The organism is Paraburkholderia sp. BL6669N2 (assembly GCF_003387275.1).
Taxonomy (GTDB): Bacteria; Pseudomonadota; Gammaproteobacteria; order Burkholderiales; family Burkholderiaceae; genus Paraburkholderia.
Genome location: NZ_QUNA01000002.1, coordinates 63,747 through 87,292, shown reverse-complemented (window position 1 = coordinate 87,292; position 23,546 = coordinate 63,747). Strand labels below are relative to the sequence as shown.

At 62.4% G+C, this 23,546-nt stretch carries 20 protein-coding genes and 2 pseudogenes; 9 read left to right on the top strand and 13 right to left on the bottom strand.

All coding sequences use genetic code 11. From position 1 onward, the window contains the following. The first annotated feature begins 8 nt into the window (after positions 1 to 8). The 5 genes and pseudogenes from B0G80_RS22885 to B0G80_RS22865 all read left to right on the top strand — a co-directional run bounded on the left by B0G80_RS22885 (position 9) and on the right by B0G80_RS22865 (position 4,086). Positions 9 to 338 (top strand): hypothetical protein, encoded by a 330-nt coding sequence (locus B0G80_RS22885; protein ID WP_116123666.1) that lies wholly within the window; start codon positions 9 to 11, stop codon positions 336 to 338. Continuing rightward, entirely contained in the window at positions 314 to 1,297 is a 984-nt protein-coding gene (locus tag B0G80_RS22880) for a cytochrome c oxidase assembly protein (RefSeq protein ID WP_408968095.1), read from the top strand. Before B0G80_RS22885 ends, B0G80_RS22880 begins: the two co-directional genes overlap by 25 nt. Further along, on the top strand, positions 1,294 to 2,712 hold the full coding sequence (locus B0G80_RS22875) for a cytochrome c (RefSeq protein WP_258878991.1): 1,419 nt from the start codon (positions 1,294 to 1,296) through the stop codon (positions 2,710 to 2,712). Before B0G80_RS22880 ends, B0G80_RS22875 begins: the two co-directional genes overlap by 4 nt. 63 nt (positions 2,713 to 2,775) lie before the next feature. Beyond that, positions 2,776 to 3,383, top strand: a pseudogene (locus B0G80_RS22870) (ferritin-like domain-containing protein). Between the two features lie 160 nt (positions 3,384 to 3,543). Beyond that, complete coding sequence (locus B0G80_RS22865; protein WP_106286243.1) at positions 3,544 to 4,086, top strand: DUF4142 domain-containing protein; 543 nt, start codon at positions 3,544 to 3,546, stop codon at positions 4,084 to 4,086. A 67-nt stretch (positions 4,087 to 4,153) separates the two neighbouring features. On the opposite strand, the gene B0G80_RS22860 is transcribed toward B0G80_RS22865, so the two are convergent. After that, positions 4,154 to 4,735 carry a hemerythrin domain-containing protein gene (locus B0G80_RS22860; RefSeq protein ID WP_106314615.1) on the bottom strand — a complete coding sequence of 194 codons (582 nt, stop codon included), beginning with the start codon at positions 4,733 to 4,735 and terminating at the stop codon, positions 4,154 to 4,156. A 93-nt stretch (positions 4,736 to 4,828) separates the two neighbouring features. Then, the gene (locus tag B0G80_RS22855; RefSeq protein ID WP_106314626.1) at positions 4,829 to 5,359 is read right to left on the bottom strand and encodes a CinA family protein; all 531 of its coding nucleotides are present in this window, start codon (positions 5,357 to 5,359) and stop codon (positions 4,829 to 4,831) included. A gap of 266 nt (positions 5,360 to 5,625) precedes the next feature. Here B0G80_RS22855 and B0G80_RS22850 point away from each other — a divergent pair. Further along, a pseudogene (locus B0G80_RS22850) lies at positions 5,626 to 6,465 on the top strand (zinc-binding dehydrogenase); the annotation flags it as partial. Between the two features lie 539 nt (positions 6,466 to 7,004). After that, complete coding sequence (locus B0G80_RS22840) at positions 7,005 to 7,292, top strand: hypothetical protein (RefSeq protein ID WP_116119943.1); 288 nt, start codon at positions 7,005 to 7,007, stop codon at positions 7,290 to 7,292. A 55-nt stretch (positions 7,293 to 7,347) separates the two neighbouring features. On the opposite strand, the gene B0G80_RS22835 is transcribed toward B0G80_RS22840, so the two are convergent. The 6 genes from B0G80_RS22835 to B0G80_RS22810 form a co-directional block, all read right to left on the bottom strand. Further along, entirely contained in the window at positions 7,348 to 7,740 is a 393-nt protein-coding gene (locus B0G80_RS22835) for an NUDIX hydrolase (protein WP_116119941.1), read from the bottom strand. A gap of 587 nt (positions 7,741 to 8,327) precedes the next feature. Then, positions 8,328 to 9,971 (bottom strand): GMC family oxidoreductase, encoded by a 1,644-nt coding sequence (locus B0G80_RS22830; RefSeq protein ID WP_116119939.1) that lies wholly within the window; start codon positions 9,969 to 9,971, stop codon positions 8,328 to 8,330. Continuing rightward, on the bottom strand, positions 9,961 to 10,626 hold the full coding sequence (locus B0G80_RS22825; protein ID WP_116119938.1) for a gluconate 2-dehydrogenase subunit 3 family protein: 666 nt from the start codon (positions 10,624 to 10,626) through the stop codon (positions 9,961 to 9,963). Before B0G80_RS22825 ends, B0G80_RS22830 begins: the two co-directional genes overlap by 11 nt. Further along, entirely contained in the window at positions 10,623 to 11,606 is a 984-nt protein-coding gene (locus tag B0G80_RS22820; protein WP_116119936.1) for a hypothetical protein, read from the bottom strand. The genes B0G80_RS22825 and B0G80_RS22820 overlap by 4 nt, the downstream gene beginning before the upstream one ends. 15 nt (positions 11,607 to 11,621) lie before the next feature. Next, on the bottom strand, positions 11,622 to 12,746 hold the full coding sequence (locus tag B0G80_RS22815; protein ID WP_116119935.1) for an enolase C-terminal domain-like protein: 1,125 nt from the start codon (positions 12,744 to 12,746) through the stop codon (positions 11,622 to 11,624). Continuing rightward, the gene (locus tag B0G80_RS22810) at positions 12,743 to 14,575 is read right to left on the bottom strand and encodes a thiamine pyrophosphate-requiring protein (protein ID WP_116119933.1); all 1,833 of its coding nucleotides are present in this window, start codon (positions 14,573 to 14,575) and stop codon (positions 12,743 to 12,745) included. Before B0G80_RS22810 ends, B0G80_RS22815 begins: the two co-directional genes overlap by 4 nt. Positions 14,576 to 14,813: 238 nt before the next feature. Here B0G80_RS22810 and B0G80_RS22805 point away from each other — a divergent pair, with 238 nt between their 5' ends. Further along, entirely contained in the window at positions 14,814 to 15,812 is a 999-nt protein-coding gene (locus B0G80_RS22805; RefSeq protein ID WP_116119931.1) for an SDR family oxidoreductase, read from the top strand. Positions 15,813 to 15,833: 21 nt separating this feature from the next. Next, positions 15,834 to 17,621 carry a glycoside hydrolase family 15 protein gene (locus B0G80_RS22800; protein ID WP_116119929.1) on the top strand — a complete coding sequence of 596 codons (1,788 nt, stop codon included), beginning with the start codon at positions 15,834 to 15,836 and terminating at the stop codon, positions 17,619 to 17,621. Here B0G80_RS22800 and B0G80_RS22795 read toward each other — a convergent pair. Genes B0G80_RS22795 through B0G80_RS22775 form a run of 5 tightly spaced genes read right to left on the bottom strand, consistent with a single transcriptional unit; the run spans position 17,587 to position 23,539 of the window. After that, positions 17,587 to 18,597, bottom strand: coding sequence for a UDP-glucuronic acid decarboxylase family protein (locus B0G80_RS22795; protein ID WP_116119927.1), 1,011 nt, complete (start codon positions 18,595 to 18,597; stop codon positions 17,587 to 17,589). The two genes, B0G80_RS22800 and B0G80_RS22795, sit on opposite strands and share 35 nt — an antisense overlap. A 38-nt stretch (positions 18,598 to 18,635) precedes the next feature. Then, positions 18,636 to 19,592 carry a glycosyltransferase family 4 protein gene (locus B0G80_RS22790; protein ID WP_116119925.1) on the bottom strand — a complete coding sequence of 319 codons (957 nt, stop codon included), beginning with the start codon at positions 19,590 to 19,592 and terminating at the stop codon, positions 18,636 to 18,638. Next, the gene (locus tag B0G80_RS22785) at positions 19,582 to 20,715 is read right to left on the bottom strand and encodes a glycosyltransferase family 9 protein (protein ID WP_116119923.1); all 1,134 of its coding nucleotides are present in this window, start codon (positions 20,713 to 20,715) and stop codon (positions 19,582 to 19,584) included. The genes B0G80_RS22790 and B0G80_RS22785 overlap by 11 nt, the downstream gene beginning before the upstream one ends. After that, positions 20,712 to 21,797 carry a glycosyltransferase family 2 protein gene (locus B0G80_RS22780; protein ID WP_116119921.1) on the bottom strand — a complete coding sequence of 362 codons (1,086 nt, stop codon included), beginning with the start codon at positions 21,795 to 21,797 and terminating at the stop codon, positions 20,712 to 20,714. The genes B0G80_RS22785 and B0G80_RS22780 overlap by 4 nt, the downstream gene beginning before the upstream one ends. Continuing rightward, complete coding sequence (locus B0G80_RS22775) at positions 21,794 to 23,539, bottom strand: carbamoyltransferase C-terminal domain-containing protein (protein WP_116119919.1); 1,746 nt, start codon at positions 23,537 to 23,539, stop codon at positions 21,794 to 21,796. Before B0G80_RS22775 ends, B0G80_RS22780 begins: the two co-directional genes overlap by 4 nt. Between the last annotated feature and the right edge of the window lie 7 nt (positions 23,540 to 23,546).

The following is a 23,546-nucleotide window of genomic DNA, read 5'->3' as shown; positions in this document are numbered from 1 at the left end:
GCGCCGACATGTCCGTCTGGCTAGGTCTCCTGGCCGCGCCGGTGGCGGTGCTCGGCGCGCAGAGCATCAACTACGCTCTCGTGCAGGTGGCGTGCAGGACCGGCAGCCACGTGGCGCTTGATGCGGTAAGCGCGGCCGGCTTCCTGTTCTGCGTTGCAGCGGCGTGGCTCGCCTATCGCCGCTGGCGCGCTGCTGCAAGCGTGCCCGCCGCGAACTATGTCTCGCATGGCGCCCGTCGGCCGTTTTTTGCGCTCATGGCGATGGCCGTGGCCGCGCTGTGCGCGCTGATCCAGTTGATGATGTGGTTTCCACAATGGCTCCTGTCACCCTGCCGATGAGGGCGGCGTACCGCGCGGCATGCCGCATCGCCGCGCCTGCCGCCATGCTGCTGCTACACCCTTCGCCGACGTGGGCGCATGTGCTTACCGACGCGGAGAAAGCAGCGCCGTCGTTCGGCTGGTCGTTCGACGCATGGGTTGCTGTGCTCCTGTTTGTCAGTACGGCCGCCTACGCGAGCGGCTATCTTCGGTTGTTGCGGCGCGGTTCGCGGCGCAGCCGCTCGCGGCGGACCTGGCACGCCGGCGCATTCGCGACCGGGACGCTCGCCCTGATATTCGCGTTGTGCTCCCCGCTCGACAGGCTTTCCGCAGCGCTTTTTTCCGCGCACATGGTCCAGCATGAAACGATGATGCTGATTGCCGCACCGCTTCTCGTGCTCGGGCGCCCGCTCGGTGTATGGATCTGGTCTCTGCCGCGAGCGGGACGCCGCTGGGTTGGGCGGTCGGTGCTGGCACCCACGTTCGCGCGCGTCTGGCGCCGCATGACATCACCGCTCGCGGGATGGATGCTGCATGCCGCAGCGCTATGGGGCTGGCATGCGCCGGCGCTGTTCGAGGCCGCCCTCGCGCATCCGTGGATACATACGCTGCAGCATACGAGCTTCATGCTGAGCGCGCTGGTTTTCTGGTGGACCGTATTCGGCGAAGGCGTGTCCCGTCGATCGGGCGGCCATGCAATGCTGTCCGTCTTCACGACCATGCTCCATACCAGCGCGCTCGGCGCGTTGATCGCGCTCGCGCCGGGCCTGTGGTATCCGTCTTACGTCGAGCCCACCAGTGCGCTCGGCTTCGATCCGTTACACGACCAGCAGGCGGGTGGGCTCATCATGTGGGTGCCGGGCGCGGCGGCTTATCTGATTGGCGGCCTGACGATTGGGATGCGATGGCTGCGAGGCTATGAGCCGCCACGAGCCCGCGCGGAATCCGCCGCGGCCTTGTCGGGGGAGAGCGCGCAATGAGCGCACTACCTACATTGCGCAGATGTGCGGCAAGCCGGTCATCGCAGATACTGGCCGTCATACCGTTCATGCTGGCAGTCGTTTGGCCAGCTTCGGCATTGCACGACGTGTACGGTGAGGAAGCGTCAGCCGCGCGCATGACCGGTGCGGCAGGTAAGAGTGCGGCCTCCGGCCCCGCAGCCGCTTTGCCGACGCTCGCAATGACCCAGTCCGACGCTGCGATGCTCGCCCGCGGAGCGTATGTCGCCAAAGCCGGCGATTGCGCGGGTTGCCACACAGCGACACAAGGCGGCGCGCCATACGCGGGCGGCCTCGGCATCAATTCGCCATTCGGCACCATCGAGTCGACCAACATCACGTCCGACCCCCGTTTTGGAATTGGCGCATACAGTTACGACGACTTTGCGCGCGTCTTGCGCAAGGGCATTGCGCGCGGCGGCAAGCGGCTCTATCCGGCCATGCCGTACACGGCCTACGCGAAGATGGACGAAGCCGATCTGCGGGCACTCTACGCGTTCATGATGCACGGCGTTGCGCCGGTGCCGAAGCCCAACATCAAGTCAGATGTCTCCTTTCCATTCAACCAGCGTTGGGGCCTGTGGATCTGGCAGATGGCCTTCGTGCCCGACAAGCCTTATGAGCCGCGTGCCGCCGATGACGCACAGTGGAATCGCGGAGCCTATCTGGTGCAATCCCTCGGACATTGCGGCAGTTGTCACACGCCGCGCGGTCCGGCGTACCAGGAAAACGGGACCGACGAATCGTCGGCAAATTTTCTGACCGGCAGCGTCAATGACCATTGGTTCGCGCCGAATCTTACCGGTGACCGCGGCTCAGGCTTGGGTCGCTGGCAGGCGAACGAAATTGCCGCGTTTCTGAAGACGGGACATGCTGACGGTAACGTCGCCTACGGCAGCATGGTCCAGCAAATCGAGGACAGTTCGCAATATCTCACGGACGACGATCTGCTTGCCATCGGCCGCTATCTCAAGTCATTGCCGCCGCGCGGGGCCTCGGGTACTTACGCGCCGCGCGAGGACGCTGCGCGCAAACCAATCAACGGCAGCCGGGTGCCGGACACGCTATCGGTGGGCTTCAATGTGTATCGATCGTTTTGCGCGCAGTGTCATGGCGCGGCGGGCGAGGGGGTGCGCAACGCTTTTCCCGCTCTTGCGGGCAATTCGTCAGTGCTCGCGGAGGACACGACGTCGCTGATTCGCCTCATGGTGGAAGGTGGCAATAGCCCTTCGACGCTGACCGGGCCGCGGCGCCAGCAGATGCCGCGTTTCGCCGGGACGCTGGCCGACGTCCAGATCGCCCAGGTGCTGACTTACATTCGCGGCGCGTGGGGCAACAACGCACAGCAGATCACTGCGAACGACGTCAGTTCGCTGCGGGACAAACTGCACAAATAGCGTTCTGCAAAGGGGGATGGGCATTGAATCGCCGCCCTCTTTTGCGCCCAGCGGGCACTGCCGTTGCGCCGTGACAGGCTCCGCTCACCGTATGAGGAGTGCACCGTCGCACAGCGCAAGACCATCGATGATCTGTTTGTCCACATACTTTCCGATATCTATAGTGCGGAAAAGCAGTTGACCAATGCCCTGGCTAAGCTGTCAAGCGCCGCTTCCGATCCGCAACTGGCGAAGCGCTCAAGCTTCACCTTGAAGAAACGCGAGGGCAGGTGGAACGGATCGATCAGGTTGTCGAGACGTGCAACATCCGTTTGAAGCGAATGAAGTGCGTGGCAATGGAAGGATTGATCGAGGAACGTCAGGAACTGATCGACGAGATCGAGAAAGGGCCGGTCCTGGACGCGGGGCTCGTGGCCGCGGCGCAGAAGGTCGAGCATTACGAAATCGCTGCATACGGCAGTCTTTGCGCTATCGGTAAGCAACTTGGTTTCGGCGAGGGGGTCGAACTGCCCAAGGCAACGCTCGAGGAAGAAAAGGCGACTGACCTGAAGTTGAGTGAGTTTGCCGAAAGGACGGGTAACGCAAAGGCCTCGCAGCAGGACGGCGAAGATGAAACCACACGAAAGAGCAGCAGTAAGTCGAAGGCTGGCCACGCGAAAGCTGAGGCCTGAACGAGCGTAGAGCGACCTCGGACTGCGGAGCGCGCGAGTACTCCGCGGCCACTGATACCCTTTGCAAAATTCCAGCGATTCACGCGCAGCGGTTCAGGGTATGTGGCTTGCTGCGACGATGCCGAGTCGTCCGTCATCCTGAAAACATCAAGAGGGTTCCATGAAAAAAGCATTTGTTGTCACATTCACTTCCAGTATTCTCTGCCTCGCGGGTCCTGCCGCTTTGGCCCAGACGCAAGCCGCATCGACCACCGCCGCTAATCAGCTGCCGCAGGTGGACAAGGATTTCGTGCAGGCCGCGACAATGTCTTCGTCAACCGAGATTGACGCTTCAAAGCTCGCGACCAGCACGTCGACCGATAAAGACGTGAAGTCGTTTGCTCATCATATGATGATGGACCACACCAAGCTGACGCTTCAGTTAAAGATGGCGGCGCCGCATGGTGTAGAAGTTCCCAAGGACAATTCCGATACGGCGGTGCTGGACTCCCTGAAGCCGCTGAAAGGCAAAGCTTTCGACCAGGCGTACATCCAGAAGGTGGGCCTCGAGGGGCACAAGGCGGCGGTAGCGGCGTTCGAGAAGGAAGCCGAGCAAGGGCAGAACGCGGACCTCAAGGCAGCTGCGCAGAAGGCCTTGCCGACCATCAAGGAGCATTACAAAATGGCGCAGGATCTGGCCGCGAAGAAAGGTGTAACCGAGTAACCGGACGCTTCTGTGCGAGCCTTCTGAGTGGGGCGCGGGCGGAGGTGCACGCGCCCCACCATGGTGTCTACCGGACCGATCGCGCGCTACTGCGCAAACAGCGCGAGCCCATCAAAATCAGCAAGGCGCCCATGCCGAGCGTTGCCAATGGAAAGGTCCCGGCAGTGTTGATGGCAATTTCGCCAGGGCGCTGCGCAAGCAACTGCATCCGCCGCCGCGTCATGCTAGCCCCCAGAGTACGCAGTTCGCTCTTAAGCGCCCGCTCGGCAGCGGGTAGCAACACGGCTTCTTCATCAGCGACGTGATGAATAACTTCACGCATCAATTGAAAAAACGAGCTGTCGTAGGCTGAGTCATCGGGCTTCATCTCTCGAAGTTTGCGGATCATTTTCCGCATTTTGTCGTGCTCAGGCTGGCTCTTGCGCAGCGTATCGTCGTCTGGCAAAACGCGGGCAATGGCGGGATAAAAGATTTCTTCTTCGAGTTGTGCATGAATCTCCAACGCGGCGCAGGTCGAAGAGACGATAGCGCGCTTGCGCCAGCCCAGACTATCCGGATGATACCGATGAAATGCCGCAAGGGCATGCATATGGTCCAGGCGAATCATGGAAGTGATGGTGGGCGACATTGAGAGGTTACCTGATGGCATGTTTTTTCCAGATCAAGGTCAGAGTGCATTGCCGGACGGCCCGCTTGTCGACGGCGAAGGCCGCGAATGCCCTCCCGAAAAAGGGCTTGCTGATCAACACGATCCCTCCGGATGCCGACCTCGGCTTACGAGCGGAAGCTGGTTGAAATAATGTTCAATACGTGACAGCGCATAGAGTGCGGCGGCTGAGCGAACGTCATTGCGCTCGCCGCGAAACCGGCGGGTTTCTGAAAAGGTCACGATAGCTTCTTCGCGCGTGCGGAATGACCAGGCAAAACATTGCGTGCCCGCAGGCGGATCGCCTTCAGGAACCTCGTCGGCCACGCCCGTGTTCGACACCGCTACATCTGCGCAGCAACCTTCCTGGCAAAGCGCACCTTCTGCCATTTCTTTTGCAACTTCCTCGCTGGTCAGCCCGTAGTCACGGATCGTGGTTGCTTTTACACCGAGGAATCCGACCTTGCCCGAAGGGGAGTAGCTGATGAACCCCACATCCAGACAGGAGCCGCTGCCGGGCACCGTTGCGAGATACGACGCAATTTGACCTGCCGTGCAGGATTCAGCAGTGGCGAGTCTGAGGCCACGCGACGACAGGAACGATACGGCTGATTCCGGAATTTTCATCGTGCCCCCGACCATTGTCTCCACACGCGTCTTAGCGCAATTTGCGGACCACCTACCAAAGCAAAGGCAGCAGGCTTTCTTTGATTCTGTGGCTGCCAGGCATAGCGCATGCGCGTCAACGATAGACAGGGCTCGGCGAGGGGAAGCAGGATCAGGCGGCGGATCACTTGGCGCCCCATGCATGCGCTTCACGAGATTCGCCTCTCTCGCACATTATTGCCGGTTCTACGGAAGCTGCTTATGCGTAGCTTGCGGGCATGGCGAAGAAGGAGAAAGCCGATAAGGTCTTCGGTCATACCACCGCCGGACTTTTTGGCTACTCGCATCTGACCGGAGGCTATCCCGGCGGCCAGGCGGAATATGTTCGCGTTCCGATGGCAGACACTACACACGTCAAGATTCCGGAGGGACTCACCGACGAGCAGGTCCTGTTTCTCGGTGACATTTTCCCAACTGGGTGGCAGGCCGCGCTGAACCGCGATATTCAGCCTGACGACACCGTTGCCATCGGGGGCGCGGGACCGGTCGGGCAGATGGCGATTCGTAGCGCGATCCTGCTGGGCGCAAAGCAGGTGGTCGTGATCGACCGTGTGCCTGAGCGACTCGCCATGGCGCAAGCGAGCGGGGCAGTCACGATCAACTTCGATCAGGAAAGCGTCCTTGATCGCCTCAAGGACCTCACGCAGGGAAAAGGTCCGGAAAAGTGCATCGACGCGGTCGGCATGGAATCGCACGCTACGCGCTCGTTCGACGCCGTGTACGACAGGGTCAAGCAAGCGGTGATGCTGGAGACAGATCGCCCGCATGTGCTGCGTGAAATGATCTACGTGTGCCGCCCTGCAGGTACGCTCTCGGTGCCGGGTGTGTATGGCGGACTGATCGACAAAATCCCGTTCGGCGCTTCGATGAACAAGGGGCTGACCTGGAAGATGGGGCAGACCCACGTCAACCGGTGGACCGACGATCTGCTCAAACGCATACAGGAAGGTCAGATCGATCCTTCTTTTGTTGTTACTTACACAGTGTCGCTGGAAGATGGTCCTGGCATGTACCAAACATTCCGCGACAAGGAGGACGGTTGCATCAAGGTGGTACTCAAACCGTAGTGCGAGTGGACAGCAGGCGCGATCGAGGGACGATGCAATGCGACCGGAACCCGCGCGCTGAACGAGACGATTGAATTGAATCGACGAAATAGCGATTCAAGTTCAAAGCAAAAGTCCACGCATTGCAGGAATACCGCTTGCAGCGCCATCCGTTATGCAACGGACGCGACGTTTACGCAGCGTGCCGGGTACGAAGGTGTCGGCGTGGCCGAAAAGATCGGTGAGCACGTGCGCGATTCGAAAACCGGCGACCGCGTCGTCATTCCGTCGACAGTGGCATGCGGCTATCGCTGTGGCGATTTGCAACGCGTTCAAGATCGCGTCCGAGGTCGAACATCCGCGCCAGATTTACGGGCTGTCTAACGGTGACATCCTTGTGGTGGTCGGGCGCGCATGCGCCTGTCGTGACCGGCTTCGTGCAATGGCGCAACGCCCGTACCTGTGCGAGGCATGCCCAATGCTCACTTAACGGGCGACGCCGTGCGCACGTTCTACTTACCAAGGCAGGCCTGCGGCTATAACGAACAGGAGCTAATGCCATGAACCGCAGACTGAATTACGCCGCCGCCGTCCTTTGTATTGCCGCCATGGCGGCAGCCGGAGCAGGCTGCAAACGTGCAGGTAACGAGAGCGGTAAGCTTTCTTCAATGGATGCCGCCAGCAGCGGTGTGATAAGCAACTCCGCGGCGCCGAACGGCACGGATAGTAGCGACGCCGCGAAACGTGCGAACGCTTCCGCCGGTTCGGCGGCAAGCAGCGTTGGCCCTGCCGGCAGCGAGGCGACGGTGAATCAGTCGCCGAACGCGCAGCCCTCCAGTTCGCAATAGCGCTGCGCCGGCTCTGTGCTTCAGGTCCAGGTGGCGCGCGGCGTCCAGGTGCCGCTCACTTGAGCGCCGGGTGGGCGCAGCGCCGAATGAAGAGGGCCACGATTTCGCGAGTCGGAACGCTCGCCGGCAAAGTGGCAATCTTTCGAGGGGTGAACCATCCACACGCCGCAATTTCATTGCTGGCGCGGGCTGGCACATCCGGCGCCAATTCGGCGAGAAAAACATAATGCCGTTTGGCGAGCCCGCCGAACTGAAAGAGATAGTCGAGACTCAGCGGGCTAATCGACGTCTCTTCCACCAATTCCCGACGGCACGCTTCGGCCGGGGTCTCGGACACGGTTCGCTTGCCGCCGGGCAATGACCACCTGGTCACTCGCGAGGAGTGCTCGCGAGCGACGAGTAGTATGCGCCCGTCACGAATGCATATGGCGGTCGATCTGTCTTCCATGGCTTCTCGTATTTGGGTCCGCTGTACATGAATGGCCGGGTAGTTCCATAGCGAGCCAGGACTTCTCTGTCCGCCGGTCGCGCAACGCAGTCGACAGGCGGCTGGATGCGAAAAAAATGCCCACCTCGCTGGGTGGGCGGCGCGCATGCGAACCACGCAAATCCGGTGCGGTAGAACCTGCGCACCGTCCCCAACTTTTAAGCTCGTTTCGAAAGTCCCGCCTGCCAGTCCGAGTTGCCGCGCCAGGCAATCAGTGATTCAAAGCAGACCAAACGACTTGCGATTAACTGCCTGTCCGCGACCGCTGTTCCCGGCACCCGCGAAATGTCTGATTGGATTCGGAACGCTACGATTGAAGACCGGAAATACCGGTTGCAAGAGCGGATACGTACTGTCCCATCTGCAAAGCAGGCCGAATCATGTGGAAACCGATCCCACTATCGTGAACTGGTTGTCGGTGTCGGACATGTATCAACTCCCCGTATCGGTGGGCGGCTGCTGTGGGCATCGCGAAGCGACGCACGCATCACACCGGCAATCGAGCAACCGGTATTCCTGGCGCAAACCAGCGCGCCGTCGGCCACTTCCTACAGTTCGCCGCGCGCAGCGAGTTCGACGATACGGTCGGCGGTCCGGCAGGCTATGGCCTGGATTGTCAGCGAAGGATTCACGCCGCCCACGGTCGGAAACACTGAACCGTCGCAGACCCACAAGTTCGGGATATCCCAACTGCGGCAGTCGGCGTTGACCACGCTCGTCGACGGATGCGCGCCCATGCGCGCCGTGCCGTTGAGGTGGCACGTGTCGTCGGTTTCGCGCCAGATGTCGATGCCGCCAGCTGCCGCGAGCGCCTGTTCCATGAAGTTCAGCGAGTGCGTGATCAGCCGCTTGTCGTTGTCGCACATCGAATAGGTCACACGCGCGATGGGCAGACCGTACTGGTCTTTTTCATCGGAGAGCGTGACGCGGTTGCGCTCCTGCGGCAACATCTCGCCGACTATCTTCAAACCGGCCTGATGGTTGTACTTGTGCATCTCGCGGGTCAGTGCATCGCCCCACAAACCGCGCCCGTTCTGCACGCTCACCCAGACAATGGGCAGCGGCCCCTGGCTCATATACGAGTAACCGCCGAAGAAGTCTTTACCCGTGTCCTTGTAGTTCCAGTGTTCGGTAATGGCGAGTGAAGGCGGCCCCTTGTACCAGCGGATTTCTTCGTCGAAGGTGCCGTAGACGGCCTGATTCGACTGCGCCATCAGATTCTTGCCGACGAGCCCCGAGCTGTTCGCGAGACCGTCCGGATAGCGTCCATTCGCCGACATCAGCAACAGGCGTGGCGTTTCAATCGCATAGCCCGCTACCACCACGTTCTTTGCGCGCTGGAATTGCCAGCGTCCTTCGCGCAGATATTCGACGCCGGTAACGAGGCCCGCGTCGTTGGTCGCGATGCGGCCCACCATCGCCAGATCGCGTATCTCGGCGCCGGCGTTCACCGCGCGTGGAATCCAGGTGACGAGCGCGCTTTGCTTGGCATTGGTCGCGCAACCCGACGTGCAGAATCCGCGATACACGCAGGGATGCGCTTTGCCGCGCGGCGCGGATAGTGTTGCGAGCGGCGTGGCCGTCCAGTCGATACCCAGCGCCTCCGCGCCGCGCGCGAGCACGAGCGCCGCGGCGTTCAGTTCGTGCGCGCGATATGGGTAGCGTGGGCGCTTTGGGCCCCACGGATAGTTGACCGGCCCGGAAATCTTCAATGCGTCTTCCACCTGTGCGTAATAGCGCCACATCTCCTGCCAGTCGAGCGGCCAGTCGGCGCCATAACCGAGCACGCTGCGCGACTTGAACCACTCCGGCCGAAAGCGCAGCGACACCATTGCAAAGTGCACCGTGCTGCCGCCAACCGCTTTGCCGCTATTGTTGTTGCCGAGCTTGAGCGGGTTTTCGCCGTCGCAGATGCGCTCGTCGGTCCAGTAGAGCTTGGACTGGTGGTGTTCGTCAGAGGCGAATTCTTCGAGTGGGCGCCACCACGCGCCGGCATCGAATGCGACGACGCTAAAGCCCTGTTCCGCCAGCCGGCAGGCGAGCGCGCCGCCGCCCGCGCCGGTGCCGACAATCGCGAAATCGACTTCCTCGCCGTTCGGATATTCGCGCATGGGTATCCAGCCGCCGCGCTCGAACACATCGGGAGCGCGCCCGTTCGTGCCACGTGGATGATGTTGCGCTTCATCGAGCACGCTGGTTCTCCTTACGGGCTTTGTCCGTGTCGCCGCGTTTGGCCTCGGCGGCCTCCCACGGGTCGCGGCGGTCGTAGTAAAGGCGCACGTAGCCCCGCGGATTCGCCGGCCCGCCAAAGCCCATTTCGCTCCACGCGTGGGGGTGTGCGTAGTACATGCCGCAGATATCGTGCAGCAGACGTTCGGCGAAGAACACGGCGGCGGGCATGCCGTTCCACGCGTCGCCGGTCAGCTCGCCGCGTTGCATCGAGTCGAGCAGTGCGTGCTGACCCGGCTTGTCGAGGCTGCCGAACGGCAGACCGTGACGCGCGCGGCTTTCCACATCGAGCGCGGCAAGGCCCGTGCGCCAAGCCTGCTGCAGCGGCGGCAGACGTGCGTCGCGATACCCGTCGCCGGTATTTTTCACGAGCTTTGCATCGAGCAGCTGCGCAAGCGGCACCACCGGCTGCGCATTCGCCTGCGGCACGATGCACGCGCACACGGCGCACACCGTCAGCCATTCGACGGCGTTAAAGAAATGCGGCTCGGCGGGCGTGGCGAGCCGCTGCGCGATCACAGCGCGAGTGGCCTCGTCCCACGACGGCGTATCGCGTTTGTCGAGCACGTCGTAGCCCGGATAGCGAGTGGCTCTCATTGCGTGGGTGGTATCGTTCATGTTTCGCTCTCCCTCAAACGCAAAGCGGCGAGACCGGCCAGTGCCAAGGCCGAGAAGCTGGGTGGCGCGGGCAACGGCGGTCCGCTGAAGATGTTCTGACTCCAGTTGCGCCAGCCGCCTTGCCGGCGCGCGATGCCGCGCGCGTGAAAGCCCGCGCCGACGAAACCGAGCGCCGCGGTAGCGCGCAACCAGAAGCGTGTGAACCAGCGCTCGCGCGGCACGGCGAGCGCGGCCTGGGCAAGCAGCACGGCGGCGAGTGGCGGCACCGAGACGGGTGCATACATTGCGCGATGCTGGAACGCGCCGCGAAAATGCAGCAGCGCGGCTTCACCCGCTGTGCCGATCAGCCCTGCGCTGACCAGCAGGCCGAGCGCGCGCCCGGCCGGCATGCCGAACAATTGCGGATCGTGCGTCGGCTCGTCGCGCAGTAGTTCCGCCACCGCGCCCAGCGCGCCGGAGAGCAACAGCGCCATTGGCGCGCCTACCGGCGCGGCGTGAAAGAGGTTGTTCCAGCTCCAGCCGCCGGGACGCTTCGTGACGTTGTACAGATGGAAACCGGTTCCCGCGATGCCCGCGGCGGCGGCGGCGAGATAGATGGCATGACGCACCTGATGCGTCTGCTGCCGGTGATCGCGTCCGCCATGCAGACCGGCGAGCAAGGACAGCGTGCCGGAGACGAGCGGCGTGAACATCGCCGGATTGTCGAACGATCCGCGATAGTGCTCCATGGCGCTGTCGGCGAGCACCGAGAGCGCGAGCAGCGCGGAGCTGTGATTGAAACGTTGAGCAGCGGCGATATGCGTTCGAACACGCGGTATTCGCAGCGCGGGCGAACGAACCGGTCTCGCGAGCGCGTCCCTGATTGCATTGATCTTCTGCGTGCCAGCCTTTTCGTGCTTCGCCGGACGCAACGCCAGCGCCGTCACGACGGTCACGCCGGCGACCGCGTACAGCAGGCCCGGAAGTCGTTGAGAGCTCATGCGTCGTTTCCCCCGCTATTTGATCTGGTACGCGGCCGCATCGCGGAATTTGAACTCGAGGCCGCAACCGGGACGCGTCAGGTCCGGCGCGACCGCACCGTTCGCCGCGCGCGGTGCGCCGTCGAACAGCAGCGATTCGATCCGCACGTGGTCGTGAAACCACTCCTGATGACGCAAACGCGGCACCGCGCACGCAACGTGCAGATGCAGCGCTGGCGCGCAGTGCGCCGACAGCGGCACATGAAACGCGTCGCAAAGCGCAGCAGCCTGCATGAAGCCGGTGATCCCGCCGCAACGGCTCACGTCGGCCTGCAGGACATCCACGGCTTGCGAGGCGAGCAGATGCCGGAAATCGTCTGGCGTGTAGCCGTATTCGCCGGCCGCGATCTCCATGCCGGGCGGCGCGTGTTCGCGCGTGAAGCGCAAACCGGCGCGGTCGTCCGAGGAAACTGGTTCTTCGAACCATTGCACCCGTTGGTCGCTAAAACGCTGCGCCCAGTACAAAGCGGTTTGCGGTGTGAACGCGCCGTTCGCGTCGACGAACAGTCCAGCATCGCCGATCGCGGCGCGCGCCGTTTGCACGCGCGCCGGATCTTTATCCGGCTCGCTGCCGATCTTGATCTTCACCCAGCGGCAGCCGTCGCGTTCCACCCAGCCGCCTAGCTGATCGCGTATCTGCTTGTCGCTGTAGGTCGTGAAGCCGCCGCTGCCGTATATCGGCACCGACTCGCGCGCGGCGCCGAGCAGGCGCACGAGCGGCACGTCGAGCAGTTTCGCCTTGAGATCCCACAGCGCGCAGTCCACCGCCGAGATAGCCGTAGCGGCGAGACCCGAGCGGCCGAGGTTGCGCACCTGGCGCTGCATGCGGTCCCAGATCGCGCGGATGTCCCACGCGTCGCGCTGCAAGATGCATTCGCCGAGCGTGTCGCAAATCAGGCCGGTCGCACTTTTATCGCTATACGTATAGCCGATTCCGCTCACCCCGGCCGCGTCCACTTCCACCACGACGAGCGTGGTCGCGTTCCATTCGAACGTGCCGTCGGCCTCAGGCGCGTCAGTCGGAATACGGTAAGCATGCGCGCGCACGGCGGTAATGGGCGTGAGCGGCGCGCCCGCATGCGGCGAGGCGCGCCTCGTCATTTGTCGTGATGGCCGGGCAGCACGGCCCCGAGCACCTGCTTCGCTGTTTCCACGATCACGTTGCCTTCGTTCGGATCGCCCTTCATCAGCGTCGAGGCGAATGCCTTGGCCTGCGCGAGCGTGATATGCGGTGGCAACGGTGCGATGTTTGGATCGGCCTTGACTTCGATCACGACGGGGCGGTCCGAGGCCAGCGCCTGGCCCCATGCGGCGCCCATCTGTTCTTCGGTGTCGACATAGATGCCTTTCAGGCCGATCAACTCCGCAAACTTGTGATACGGCACCGACGGAATATCCTGCGACGCCTCGTATTTCGGGTCGCCTTCCATGACACGCTGCTCCCACGTGACCTGATTCAGATCGCAGTTATTCAGCACCATGCAGATCCAGCGTGGATCGGCCCAGTCTTTCCAGTACTTCGATACGGTGATCAGCTCCGCCATGTTGTTCATCTGCATCGCGCCGTCGCCGACCAGCGCGATCACCGGACGTTCGGAAAACGCAAATTTGGCGGCAATAGCATATGGAACGGCCGCACCCATCGATGCGAGTCCACCCGACAGCGAGCACATCATGCCGCGCTGCACCTTGAGGTCGCGCGCGTACCAGTTGGCGCAAGAACCCGAATCGCTCGTGACAATGGCGTTCGCGGGAATGCGTTTGGACAGTTCCCAAACGGTGCGCTGCGGATTGACTGCGTCTTTGCCCGCCACGTGTGCGCGCTTATCGAGCGTTTTCCACCAGTCGGTGGACCAGCCTTCAATCTTCTTACGCCACGTGCGATCCTTCTTTTCTTCGAGGAGCGGCAGCAGCATGCGGAGCGTTTCCGCACTGTCGCCGACGAGATTCACTTCCATCGGATAGCGCAGGCTCAGCATGTCGGCTTTCACGTCGATCTGCACGCCGCGCGCTTCGCCTTCTTTCGGCAAGAACTCCGAGTAGGGGAAACCCGAGCCGATCATCAGCAGTGTGTCGCATTCCATCATGAGGTCGTAACTCGGCTTGGTGCCGAGCAGACCGATCGAGCCGGTCACCCACGGCAGATCGTCGGGCAGCACGGCCTTGCCGAGCAACGCTTTGGCGACACCTGCTCCCAGTTTTTCGGCGATGGCGATGACTTCGTCCGTGGCATGAAGCGCGCCCGCTCCGACGAGTATCGCCACCTTCTTGCCAGCGTTGAGCACGTCAGCGGCTCGCTGTAGATCGTCCGGGAAAGGCACGATGCGCGGCGCGCGATAGCCAACGCCCGAATGAAGCGTGCCGTGTTTGCGCGCGGGTGCTTCATAAGGGGCGTCCTGCAAGTCGTTAGGCAGGATCATCGCTGTTACTTTGCGTTCCGAAAGCGCGGTGCGCACGGCGCGGTCCACGATATGACGCACCTGCGCGGGCACCGAAGCCTGTTCGACGAATGCGCCGGCGACGTCCTTGAACAACGAAAGCAGGTCGAGTTCCTGCTGATAGTGACCGCCCAGCGCGGCCCGTGCTTGCTGGCCCGCAATGGCGAGCACCGGCATATGATCCATTCGTGCGTCATAAAGTCCGGTAATCAGATGCGACGCACCTGGACCTGAGGTGGCAATGCACACGCCCAGCTCGCCAGTGAATTTTGCATGCGCGGATGCCATGAAGGCTGCCATTTCTTCATGCCGGACCTGAATGAATTCGATGGGCTGCGTCGGATTGCCCGACTTCGATTTTTTCGCCTCTGATTGTGCGCGGTTGAGTGCGCCGAATACACCGTTGATGCCGTCGCCGGGATAGCCATAAATGCGGCGGACGCCCCACGCATGCAATCGTTCAATGATGAAATCGCCGACAGTTTGTGCCATGGACTGCTCCTGAAAATGTCCTGATTGCAGTGAGTAGCCGCAAACGCCATACCGCTGTCTTTCAGACGGTAATGCTCGGCTGCTCCTGGCTGTGCTCGTATAAGCCGGCGTTATCAACGTAAGGGAGACGCAAACGGATAGCCGAATAAGGTCCGTTTATTGCTCGCGCCTTCGGAAGTGGAATGAGGCTTCAACGCGTGTGGAGGTGCTCGCACGCTCAACCGATGGAGATAACGGCATGAGTAAGGTCGCGGTCATTACCGGCGCTAGCGCGGGCGTCGGGCGAGCCGCCGTCGAGGAATTTGCCCGGCATGGATACGATGTCGCACTGCTCGCGCGCGACGGCGCCCGTCTCGAACGCGCCGCCACCGAACTGCAAACGGGCTACGGCGTGCGCGCGTTCGGCATTTCCACGGACGTGGCCGATTCGGCTGCCGTGGAGTCGGCTGCCACTCGCGTCGAACAGGAACTGGGACCTATCGACGTGTGGGTCAACGTCGCGATGGCGACGGTTTTCGCGCCGGTGTCCGCGCTCACTGCGCGAGAGTTCGAACGCGGCACACAGGTCACGTATCTGGGGCAGGTGCATGGCACGATGGCAGCACTCGCGCGCATGCGCACACGAAATCGCGGCACCATTGTGAATGTCGGCTCCGCGCTCGGTTATCGTTCCGTGCCGCTGCAGTCCGTCTACTGTGGCGCGAAATTCGCCGTGCGTGGATTCACGGATGCGTTGCGCTCCGAAATCATCCACGACCGGCTGAACGTTCATCTGACCATGGTGGATTTACCCGCCATCAATACGCCGCAATTTGACTGGGCGCTCAACAAGATGGGACGAAAAGCCAAGCCCGTTGCGCCCATCTTCGAGCCGGAAGTGGCGGCGCGCGCGATTTTTTTCGCGGCCACGCATCGCCGAAGGCAAGTCTGGGTAGGGTTCTCCACGGTCAAGGCAATTCTTGCGAACCGGATTGCGCCGGGATGGATCGACAAATATCTGGCGAAGGCAGGCTACGACGGGCAGCTTACCGATGAGCTGTTGGAACCGGATACGCCGGGCAATCTGTTCGATCCGATACCCGGCGATTACGGCGCACATGGCCGCTTCGACAGTCAGTCGAGACCAACCAGCTGGGAAATGCTGACGAGTCGGCATCGCAACGCCTTCTGGGCGCTGGCGGGCATCGGTGTCGTGAGTGGCCTGAGTTTCCTGGCGAGCAGAAAGAGAAGAACATGAAACCTTTGCAAGGCGGGAAATGTGAGCCGGCCGATTGAAGATTATGCACTGCTGGGCGATGGCGACACAGCCGCATTGCTGAGCAGGGACGGCACTATCGACTGGCTCTGCTGGCCGCGTTTTGACGGCGACGCCTGCTTTGCCTCCCTGCTCGGTAAGGAAGAACACGGGCAATGGTCTCTCGCGCCGGCTCAGGCGCCCGGCGCGGTGCTGGCGCGCAGTCGTCGGTATCAGGACGACACGCTTGTCATGGAAACCGACTTGTGCACGGCGAGCGGCGAAGTGCGAATCATCGATTTCATGCCTGCAAACAAGGCATTTTCTTCGATCATACGCATCGTCGTTGGGCTGCATGGGAGCGTGGCCATGCGAAGTTGCGTGGGCTTGCGCTTCGACTACGGCGCGCTTGCGCCGTGGCTCGAAATGTCCGGCGACGATATAATCGCGAAGGTCGGGCCCGATCTGGTGGTTTTGCGCGCGCCAGTAAAGCTTCGCATAGAAGGAGAGTCGGTCGAGGCGCGATTCAACGTAACGGCGGAGCAGCGGATAGCGTTCGTCATGAGCTACGGGCAATCGCACGAGCCGCTTCCAGCATCGATCGACGCGGAAGCGGCGCTCACTTCGACACAACATTTCTGGCGCGACTGGATCGGCCGCTTCGACGACGGCAAGACGCACTGGCCGCGTCAGGTTCGCCGCTCGCTGATCACGTTGAAGGCGCTGATTCATCGGCACAGCGGTGCGCTCGTTGCTGCGCCGACCACCTCGTTGCCCGAAGCGCCCGGCGGCGAGATGAACTGGGACTACCGTTACTGCTGGCTGCGCGATGCGAGTTTCACGATGACCGCGTTGCTCAACGCCGGCTATCACGAAGAGGCGCAGGGCTGGCGGGACTGGCTGCTACGCGCGATTGCGGGCTCGCCGGACAAAATGCGGATCATGTACCGGGTGGATGGCGGACGCGATTTGCCGGAACGGACTGTGAAGTCGCTGCCCGGCTACCGCTTCGCCGCGCCCGTGCGTATCGGCAATGCCGCTTCCAGCCAGCATCAGCTAGACGTGTACGGCGAGGTAATCGAGTGTCTCGATCTGGCTAGTCGCGGCGGGCTTGCACCGTGCGAGCAGGAATTCGTCGTGGAGTACAAGCTGATCGAGCACGTCGAATCGATCTGGCAGAACGCGGGCTCGGGCATGTGGGAGTCGCGCACAAAACCACGCCACTACACCTATTCGAAGGTGTTGGCATGGGTCGCCCTCGACCGCTTTGTCAAACGCCACGAAACGCGCGGCCTGGTTAGCCGCGCGATGCTTGAACGGATCAGCGCATTGCGCCAGACCGTGCACGAGGAAATCTGCCGCGAGGCATGGAACGCGGGCCTGGGCACCTTCACTCAGCACTATGGAACCCATGCAATCGATGCAAGCATACTGCTGCTGCCGCTGGTCGGCTTTCTTCCCGTCGACGACCCGCGCATGGCGTCCACCATCGCCACCATCGAGCGCGAGTTGGGCGAGGGTGGCCTGATTCGCCGTAAGAAGCCCGTGGCGCACGGACCGAACGAAGGCGCGTTCCTCGCATGCTCGTGCTGGATGGCGGAGTGCATGCAATTGCAAGGCCGCGAACAGGAGGCTAAGGCTCAGTTCGAACGCGTGCTCGCCGTTGCCAACGACATCGGCCTGCTCGCGGAAGAGTACGACGTACCGGGCCGCCACCTCGCAGGCAACTTCCCGCAGGCGCTCAGCCACCTTGCTCTCGTCATCGCGGCTCTTGCACTCAGTGGTCCGACGCTAAGGCGTGGCGATTACTAGCGTGTCCGAGTAAGGGCGCGGCGCCGGCTTCGATACGTGCGCGGAAATAGCGTGCGGTCAGCGCGAGGCCGTCGTCCAGCGACGTGCGTGGCTGCCAGCCGAGCAACTCGCGGGCACGTGTGATATCAGGCTGTCGATGGGACGGGTCGTCGGCGGGAAGAGGCCGCATTTCGAGCGGCGAATATGAAGCAGTGATCGCCACGATGCGCTGCGCGATCTCGCGCATGCTGACTTCATGAGGATTGCCGAGGTTCACGGGTGCGTCGAGATCCTCTTCCGTGTTCATCAAGCGGATAAAGGCGTCGATCATGTCGTCCACGTAACAGAAAGAGCGCGTCTGCGAGCCGTCGCCGTAAAGCGTGATCGGTTCGCCCCGCAAGGCTTGCATCATGAAATTGGAGATAACGCGGCCATCGGCCGGATGCATGCGTGGTCCGTACGTGTTGAAAATGCGCGCGATGCGGACCGACAGACCATGCTGGCGCCTGTAGTCCATGAACAGCGTCTCCGCACAACGTTTGCCTTCGTCGTAGCAGGAGCGCGGGCCGATCGGGTTAACATGACCCCAGTAGCCTTCGGGCTGTGGGTGTACGCGTGCATCGCCGTAGACTTCGCTCGTCGATGCCTGGAAGATTTTCGCCTTCACGCGTTTGGCGAGGCCGAGCAGATTGATCGCGCCGTGTACGCTGGTCTTCGTGGTCTGCACCGGATCGTGCTGGTAGTGAATCGGCGAAGCAGGGCACGCGAGGTTATAAATCTCATCGACTTCCACATAGAGCGGGAACGTCACGTCGTGGCGCATCAATTCGAAATTGGCGCAGTCGAGCAGATGCGCGATATTGTCCTTCGTTCCAGTGTAGAAGTTGTCGACGCACAGCACATCGTGGCCTTGCGTCACGAGCCGTTCACACAAATGCGAGCCGAGAAATCCGGCGCCACCGGTAACCAGAATCCGCTTGCGGGTCAATTCTTTCATAATGCCTGGTCCTTGCTTGAAGTGCGGTGGACGGCGAATCAAGCGGTTACCTGTAAGAGCGTGTCGTGCCAGTCCTGCGCGAAACGGTCGATATGAAAGCGCTCCAGCGCGGTGCGCCGCGCGCCTTCGCCAAGCCGCCGTGCTTCGGCGGGATTGCGCAGCAGCGAGGTCATGATATCCACCAGCGCGTCGACGTCGGTGTGAATAAAGCCGTTTTCGCCATTGCGTATCACCGTAGCGAGTTCGGTGGTGGCGAGACCGATAATGGGCATGCCGATCGTCATCGCCTCCACGATGGCAAGGCCAAGACTGGTCCAGCGAATCGGATTGAAGAAAAAACGGTAGCGCGCGCTGAATGCCGCCAGATCGAGATTGCCGATCTCGCCGATACCGCCCAGCCGCTCTGCGTCCATGCCCACGAGATCGAGCGGAACACGCGTGCGCGCCTCGGTGAAAACGTCAGCGCCGAGCCGTCGCCCGCGCTGGGCGAGATGATTGACCACCACAATGCCGCGTTCCAGTTCGCCGCTGTAACGCACGCTGTCGGGCACCACGACACCGTGCTCGATAACGCGCGTGGGCGTAACGCCCGAGTCCCACATGAGCCGGTTGAAGTGCGTGACATGAACCAGCAAAGTGTTGGGCTCGTCGACCCAGTGCATTTGCTGGAAAGGGTTGTCCTGGGGCGGATCGTGCTCGATATAGACGCGCGGCAGGCGCTGCTGCGCCGGACTCAACAACTGCACCCTGTCGGTTTCCCAATGGCTTTTGTGCTGATACAGCACCACGTCGAACTGCGCGTTGGCCACTTCGTCGGCACTGATCTCATGCACGTTGTCGTCCCACGGCAGTACGCCGACTTTGCCCGCATAACCGGGCGGATTACCTGGCTTCGTTACGACATAAAAGTCGTGCGGCGTCTGGGTCAGGTAGTAAAGGTAGTTGCCGTGGACGTGCCACGTCAGAACGCGTAGCCGACGGCAGTTACGCGGCATGATGAATTTCCTCTGTGAGTCCGCCGTCTCCGTGCAACGCGTTGGGCGCACCCGGTTCGGCGCCCGGCGCGAGCGCGAGTTGGACGCGCGCGGTTTGCACGACCTGTTCGACGCTGATGTTCAAAGCGCACGGATGACCGTACGGGCATTCGCGAAACATGCAGGGGCGGCATGGCGGATAGTCGGCGAGTACGCGGTGCAGCGCGTGATCCGACGGCGCCCAGCGGCGCGTGTCGCTGCCCGACGCAATCACTACCGAAGCCGTCTTGAGCGCCGCGGCGATGTGGGAAATGCCGGTGTCGTTGCATACCACGAGGCGCGCCTGCGCGACCAGCGCCGCCAGTCCGCCGAGCGAGGTGGCGCCCGCCAGATGCAACGCCGACGAAGTCATCGCGCCCAGCACCGCACTGGTCAGCGGCGCCTCGGCGGCCGTTCCGGTGATGGCGATCTGCCAGCCGTCGGCGGCTAGGTTGTCGGCGACGGCGGCGAAGCGTTCCGCCGGCCAGCGGCGCGAGGGCAACTGCGCGCCGGGGTGAACCAGCACGAGGCGCGTTGGTTCCACGCCGTGTGTCGCGGCGAGCGTGGCATATTCGTCGCGGTCCCGGTGGTTCAACGGAAACGCGAGCCGGCGCTCGCTTCCTGGCGCGCCCAGGGCTTCCATTAGCGCGAGATAGCGTTCGACTTCGGGCAGGTCGTCGGGCCAGCCGATGAAACATCCGGACCGTTCCACTTCATCGGGTTGCACGAAGCCTGCTTGAGCCGTCGCGCCAAATTCGCGCAGCAGGTCGTTGGCGACACCGCCGCTGCCATGCAACTGAACCGCGAGGTCGAATCGCCGGGCGCGCATCTGTGCGAAAAAGTCCGGCAGACCGGCGTCTGTCTCCGGCTGTTCCGGAAAGCCCATTGCGCCAGGAAACACGATCAGTTCATCGACGAGCTCCACATAGCGCTCGACGAACGTTTGTGCCCATGGCAAGCCGATCAGCGCAATATGTGCGTGCGGCACCGCGCGGCGTAAGGCGCGCAACGCGGGGACGGCGCAAAGCATGTCACCGAGTTGCAGTGCGCGAAACACGACGATGCGGCGCGGCGCGAACGCGCCCAGAAACGTGGGTGGATTCATGGAAAGAACACCTTGAAGCGGCAGGCGCCATAGAGCCGCCAGTAGATCGACAGAAATGGAATCGGAATCGACGTCCACGCCATTTCGAGAATGTGCCGCCAACTTCGATCGCGTCCGCGCAAACGCATCGCGCAGAAGTAACCGGTCAACCCAAGCCATACGATCAGCGCGACGAGCGCGACAGCATCGCGGCCCGTTGGCACGGCAACGCATGCAGTTAACACCACGCAGAGGATTGCGTAGTACAACAGCGGCGGCGTCGCGCGAATGCGCGTTCTGAATAGCTGCGGATGCTTCTTGTAAAGCAATGCGTCGAACTGACTTTTCTTTTGCTGCGAAATGCTCAGGCCCCAACGTGCAGGGCGTACCGGATGCACGACCAGCGCGTTGGCCGCCTTCACGATCTCGCCGCCCGCCTGCAACAGCATGAATTGCAGGTCGGAGTCTTCACGCCACGCGGACGTGAAGCGTTCGTCAAATCCGCCGGTCAGCACGAGATACTCGCGTGCCACGAAAGCGTTCGCTGTGGCGAACTCCGCGCGTTCGAGGCCGCTGGCGTCGGCTTCGTAGTCGGTCGGCAGGTCGGGCAACGGCACGACGATTTTTCCCGATGCGGCTGCAGCGCCGTTTCCGAGCGCCGCGATGCCTGCGGTGAGCCAGTTCGGGTCCGGCAGGGTGTCGTCGTCGGTGAAGGCAATCAACGGCGAGCGTGCCCGCCGCCATCCGGCGTTACGTGCGCCGGCCGGGCCTTGAGTGCGTGTGACCGGCACGTAGTGCACCGCGAGTCCTCGCTCGGCCTGTGTCGCGGCGAAGCGCGCGACGCAAGCGTGCGTGGCGTCGTCGGGACCGTCGTCGCAGACAAGGATTTCGTACTGGTCCGCCGGGAGATTCTGCTTGCAGAGTGCGTCGAGGCACGTTGCGAGCATGTCGGGACGACGGTACGTCGGCACGACCACAGAGACGCGCCTTGCGGCAAACTGCGCAACTTGCTCCGCGACACTAGCCGAAGCCGCTCCGCTCCCACCTGGCGAGGCGGCGCGCCCGGCGCCGTATTCCACCGAACCGGCAGTGGGCGAACTCATGCGGTGGCTCCCGCTTTTTCGACGAGAAACGGCCCGATCACGAGCGCGTCCAGCGGCGAAGTCCAGAACGACTCGACGGCATCGCGTGGAGAATTCACCATTGGCTCGCCGCGTGTATTGAACGAAGTATTGACGAGAATCGGCACGCCCGTGCGCTGTCTGAACGCATCGAGCAGGTCGTAATACAGCGGATGCTGCGAGCGGTTCACGGTTTGCACGCGCGCGGTGCCGTCCACGTGACGAACTGCCGGAATGCGTTCCGCCTTATCCGCGCGCACGTCGAACACGAACAGCATGAACGGCGCGACGCGCCCGTCCACGAACCATTCGTTTGCATGCTCTTCCATGACGACTGGCGCGACTGGGCGAAAGTCTTCGCGGTCCTTGATCTCGTTAAGCCTGGCCTGCATGCGCGAATCGACCGGCGAGGCGAGAATCGAGCGCGCGCCGAGCGCGCGAGGGCCGAATTCCGTTCGGCCCTGATACCAGCCGATCACCTTGCCATCCGCGAGCAGGCTGGCGGTGTCGCCTGCAATGTCGTTCAAGCGCCGGTATGGGATTTTCGACCATGTCAGAAACTGTTCGATTTCCACTTCGCTATATTCGGGTCCGAGGTACGCATGATCCATTTTCCAGTGACGCGTGCGGTCGCCGCGCGCGGCGCGCTCGCGATAATCGGTCCATAGCGTGGCGCCCAATGCGGTGCCCGCGTCACCGGCTGCGGGCTGGACCCAGACTTCGTCGAACGGACCGGCGTCACGCAGCTTCGAGTTCATGACGCAGTTCAGCGCCACGCCGCCGGCCATGCTAAGTTTGCTCAAACCGGTTTGCCGGTGCAGCCACCCGGCGAGTTGCAGCACGGTTTCTTCCAGCACTCGCTGCAACGAATGCGCAATGTCGAAGTGACGCTGCTCCAGCGTTGCTCCGCGTTCGCGTGCCGGACCGAAGCGTTCAACGAGACGCGGCGCCTCGACGGTATACGTTCCGTCGCTGCGGAAGCGGACTATCTCGCGGAATACGTCGAGGTACTCCGGCTTGCCGTACGAGGCGAGCGCCATCACCTTGTACTCATCCGAAGAATGCAGAAAGCCGAGCCAGTCCGTTACGGCTTCGTAGAGCAAACCCAGCGAGTGCGGCAATTCCACCTGCTTGAGCCGTCTATATTCGCCGCCGACAAATTGCCCCATGCTGGTGGTCACGCCTTCGCCGCGACCGTCCATGGTGAGCACGGCCGTGTCGTCAAACGGAGCGGCAAGAAAAGCGCTGGCTTCATGCGCGAGATGGTGATCGACGAAATGCCACTTGAAGCCCTTGTCGCGGTCCACGCCCTGAAAGCGCTTCTTCAGATGATGCGGCGCGCCGTCGAGCAACTGCGCCCGGGCGTTGGCAATATAGCTGAGAAACAGGGGGTCCCATGGCGACGCCGAAGGATCGCTAAGGCGCGTGCCGGCCGGATCGAAGGGCAGTTCGATAACGGCGCCTGGCCGGCTCGGCATCCCCCCGAACAGATTCGGGTCGTACGAGTAGGCCACGTGATCGACATCCGCCAGCGTGATTCCGGCAGTCTTCAGACAATAGTCTATGGCGTCGAAGGGTAATTGCCACGTCGAGAACGGCACGGGGCGTTTGGCATGTTTGACGTGCGTGAAGCGCTCGTCTTCGGCGGCGGCCAGCACCACGCCGTCGCGCAATAAAGCGGCTGCACTATCGTGGTAGACCGCGTTGATTCCGAGTGTGTACATGATGGCT

Excerpts from the sequence above, each read along its gene's own strand:
- B0G80_RS22875 (WP_258878991.1), top strand. The coding sequence starts at position 1,294 with ATGAGCGCACTACCTACATTGCGCAGATGTGCGGCAAGCCGGTCATCG.
- B0G80_RS22795 (WP_116119927.1), bottom strand. The coding sequence starts at position 18,597 with ATGAAAGAATTGACCCGCAAGCGGATTCTGGTTACCGGTGGCGCCGGA.
- B0G80_RS22820 (WP_116119936.1), bottom strand. The coding sequence starts at position 11,606 with ATGAGCTCTCAACGACTTCCGGGCCTGCTGTACGCGGTCGCCGGCGTG.
- B0G80_RS22805 (WP_116119931.1), top strand. The coding sequence starts at position 14,814 with ATGAGTAAGGTCGCGGTCATTACCGGCGCTAGCGCGGGCGTCGGGCGA.
- B0G80_RS22880 (WP_408968095.1), top strand. The coding sequence starts at position 314 with ATGGCTCCTGTCACCCTGCCGATGAGGGCGGCGTACCGCGCGGCATGC.
- B0G80_RS22835 (WP_116119941.1), bottom strand. The coding sequence starts at position 7,740 with ATGGAAGACAGATCGACCGCCATATGCATTCGTGACGGGCGCATACTA.
- B0G80_RS22790 (WP_116119925.1), bottom strand. The coding sequence starts at position 19,592 with ATGCCGCGTAACTGCCGTCGGCTACGCGTTCTGACGTGGCACGTCCAC.
- B0G80_RS22780 (WP_116119921.1), bottom strand. The coding sequence starts at position 21,797 with ATGAGTTCGCCCACTGCCGGTTCGGTGGAATACGGCGCCGGGCGCGCC.
- B0G80_RS22815 (WP_116119935.1), bottom strand. The coding sequence starts at position 12,746 with ATGACGAGGCGCGCCTCGCCGCATGCGGGCGCGCCGCTCACGCCCATT.
- B0G80_RS22865 (WP_106286243.1), top strand. The coding sequence starts at position 3,544 with ATGAAAAAAGCATTTGTTGTCACATTCACTTCCAGTATTCTCTGCCTC.
- B0G80_RS22785 (WP_116119923.1), bottom strand. The coding sequence starts at position 20,715 with ATGAATCCACCCACGTTTCTGGGCGCGTTCGCGCCGCGCCGCATCGTC.
- B0G80_RS22775 (WP_116119919.1), bottom strand. The coding sequence starts at position 23,539 with ATGTACACACTCGGAATCAACGCGGTCTACCACGATAGTGCAGCCGCT.
- B0G80_RS22855 (WP_106314626.1), bottom strand. The coding sequence starts at position 5,359 with ATGAAAATTCCGGAATCAGCCGTATCGTTCCTGTCGTCGCGTGGCCTC.
- B0G80_RS22825 (WP_116119938.1), bottom strand. The coding sequence starts at position 10,626 with ATGAACGATACCACCCACGCAATGAGAGCCACTCGCTATCCGGGCTAC.
- B0G80_RS22810 (WP_116119933.1), bottom strand. The coding sequence starts at position 14,575 with ATGGCACAAACTGTCGGCGATTTCATCATTGAACGATTGCATGCGTGG.
- B0G80_RS22860 (WP_106314615.1), bottom strand. The coding sequence starts at position 4,735 with ATGCCATCAGGTAACCTCTCAATGTCGCCCACCATCACTTCCATGATT.
- B0G80_RS22885 (WP_116123666.1), top strand. The coding sequence starts at position 9 with ATGTCCGTCTGGCTAGGTCTCCTGGCCGCGCCGGTGGCGGTGCTCGGC.
- B0G80_RS22840 (WP_116119943.1), top strand. The coding sequence starts at position 7,005 with ATGAACCGCAGACTGAATTACGCCGCCGCCGTCCTTTGTATTGCCGCC.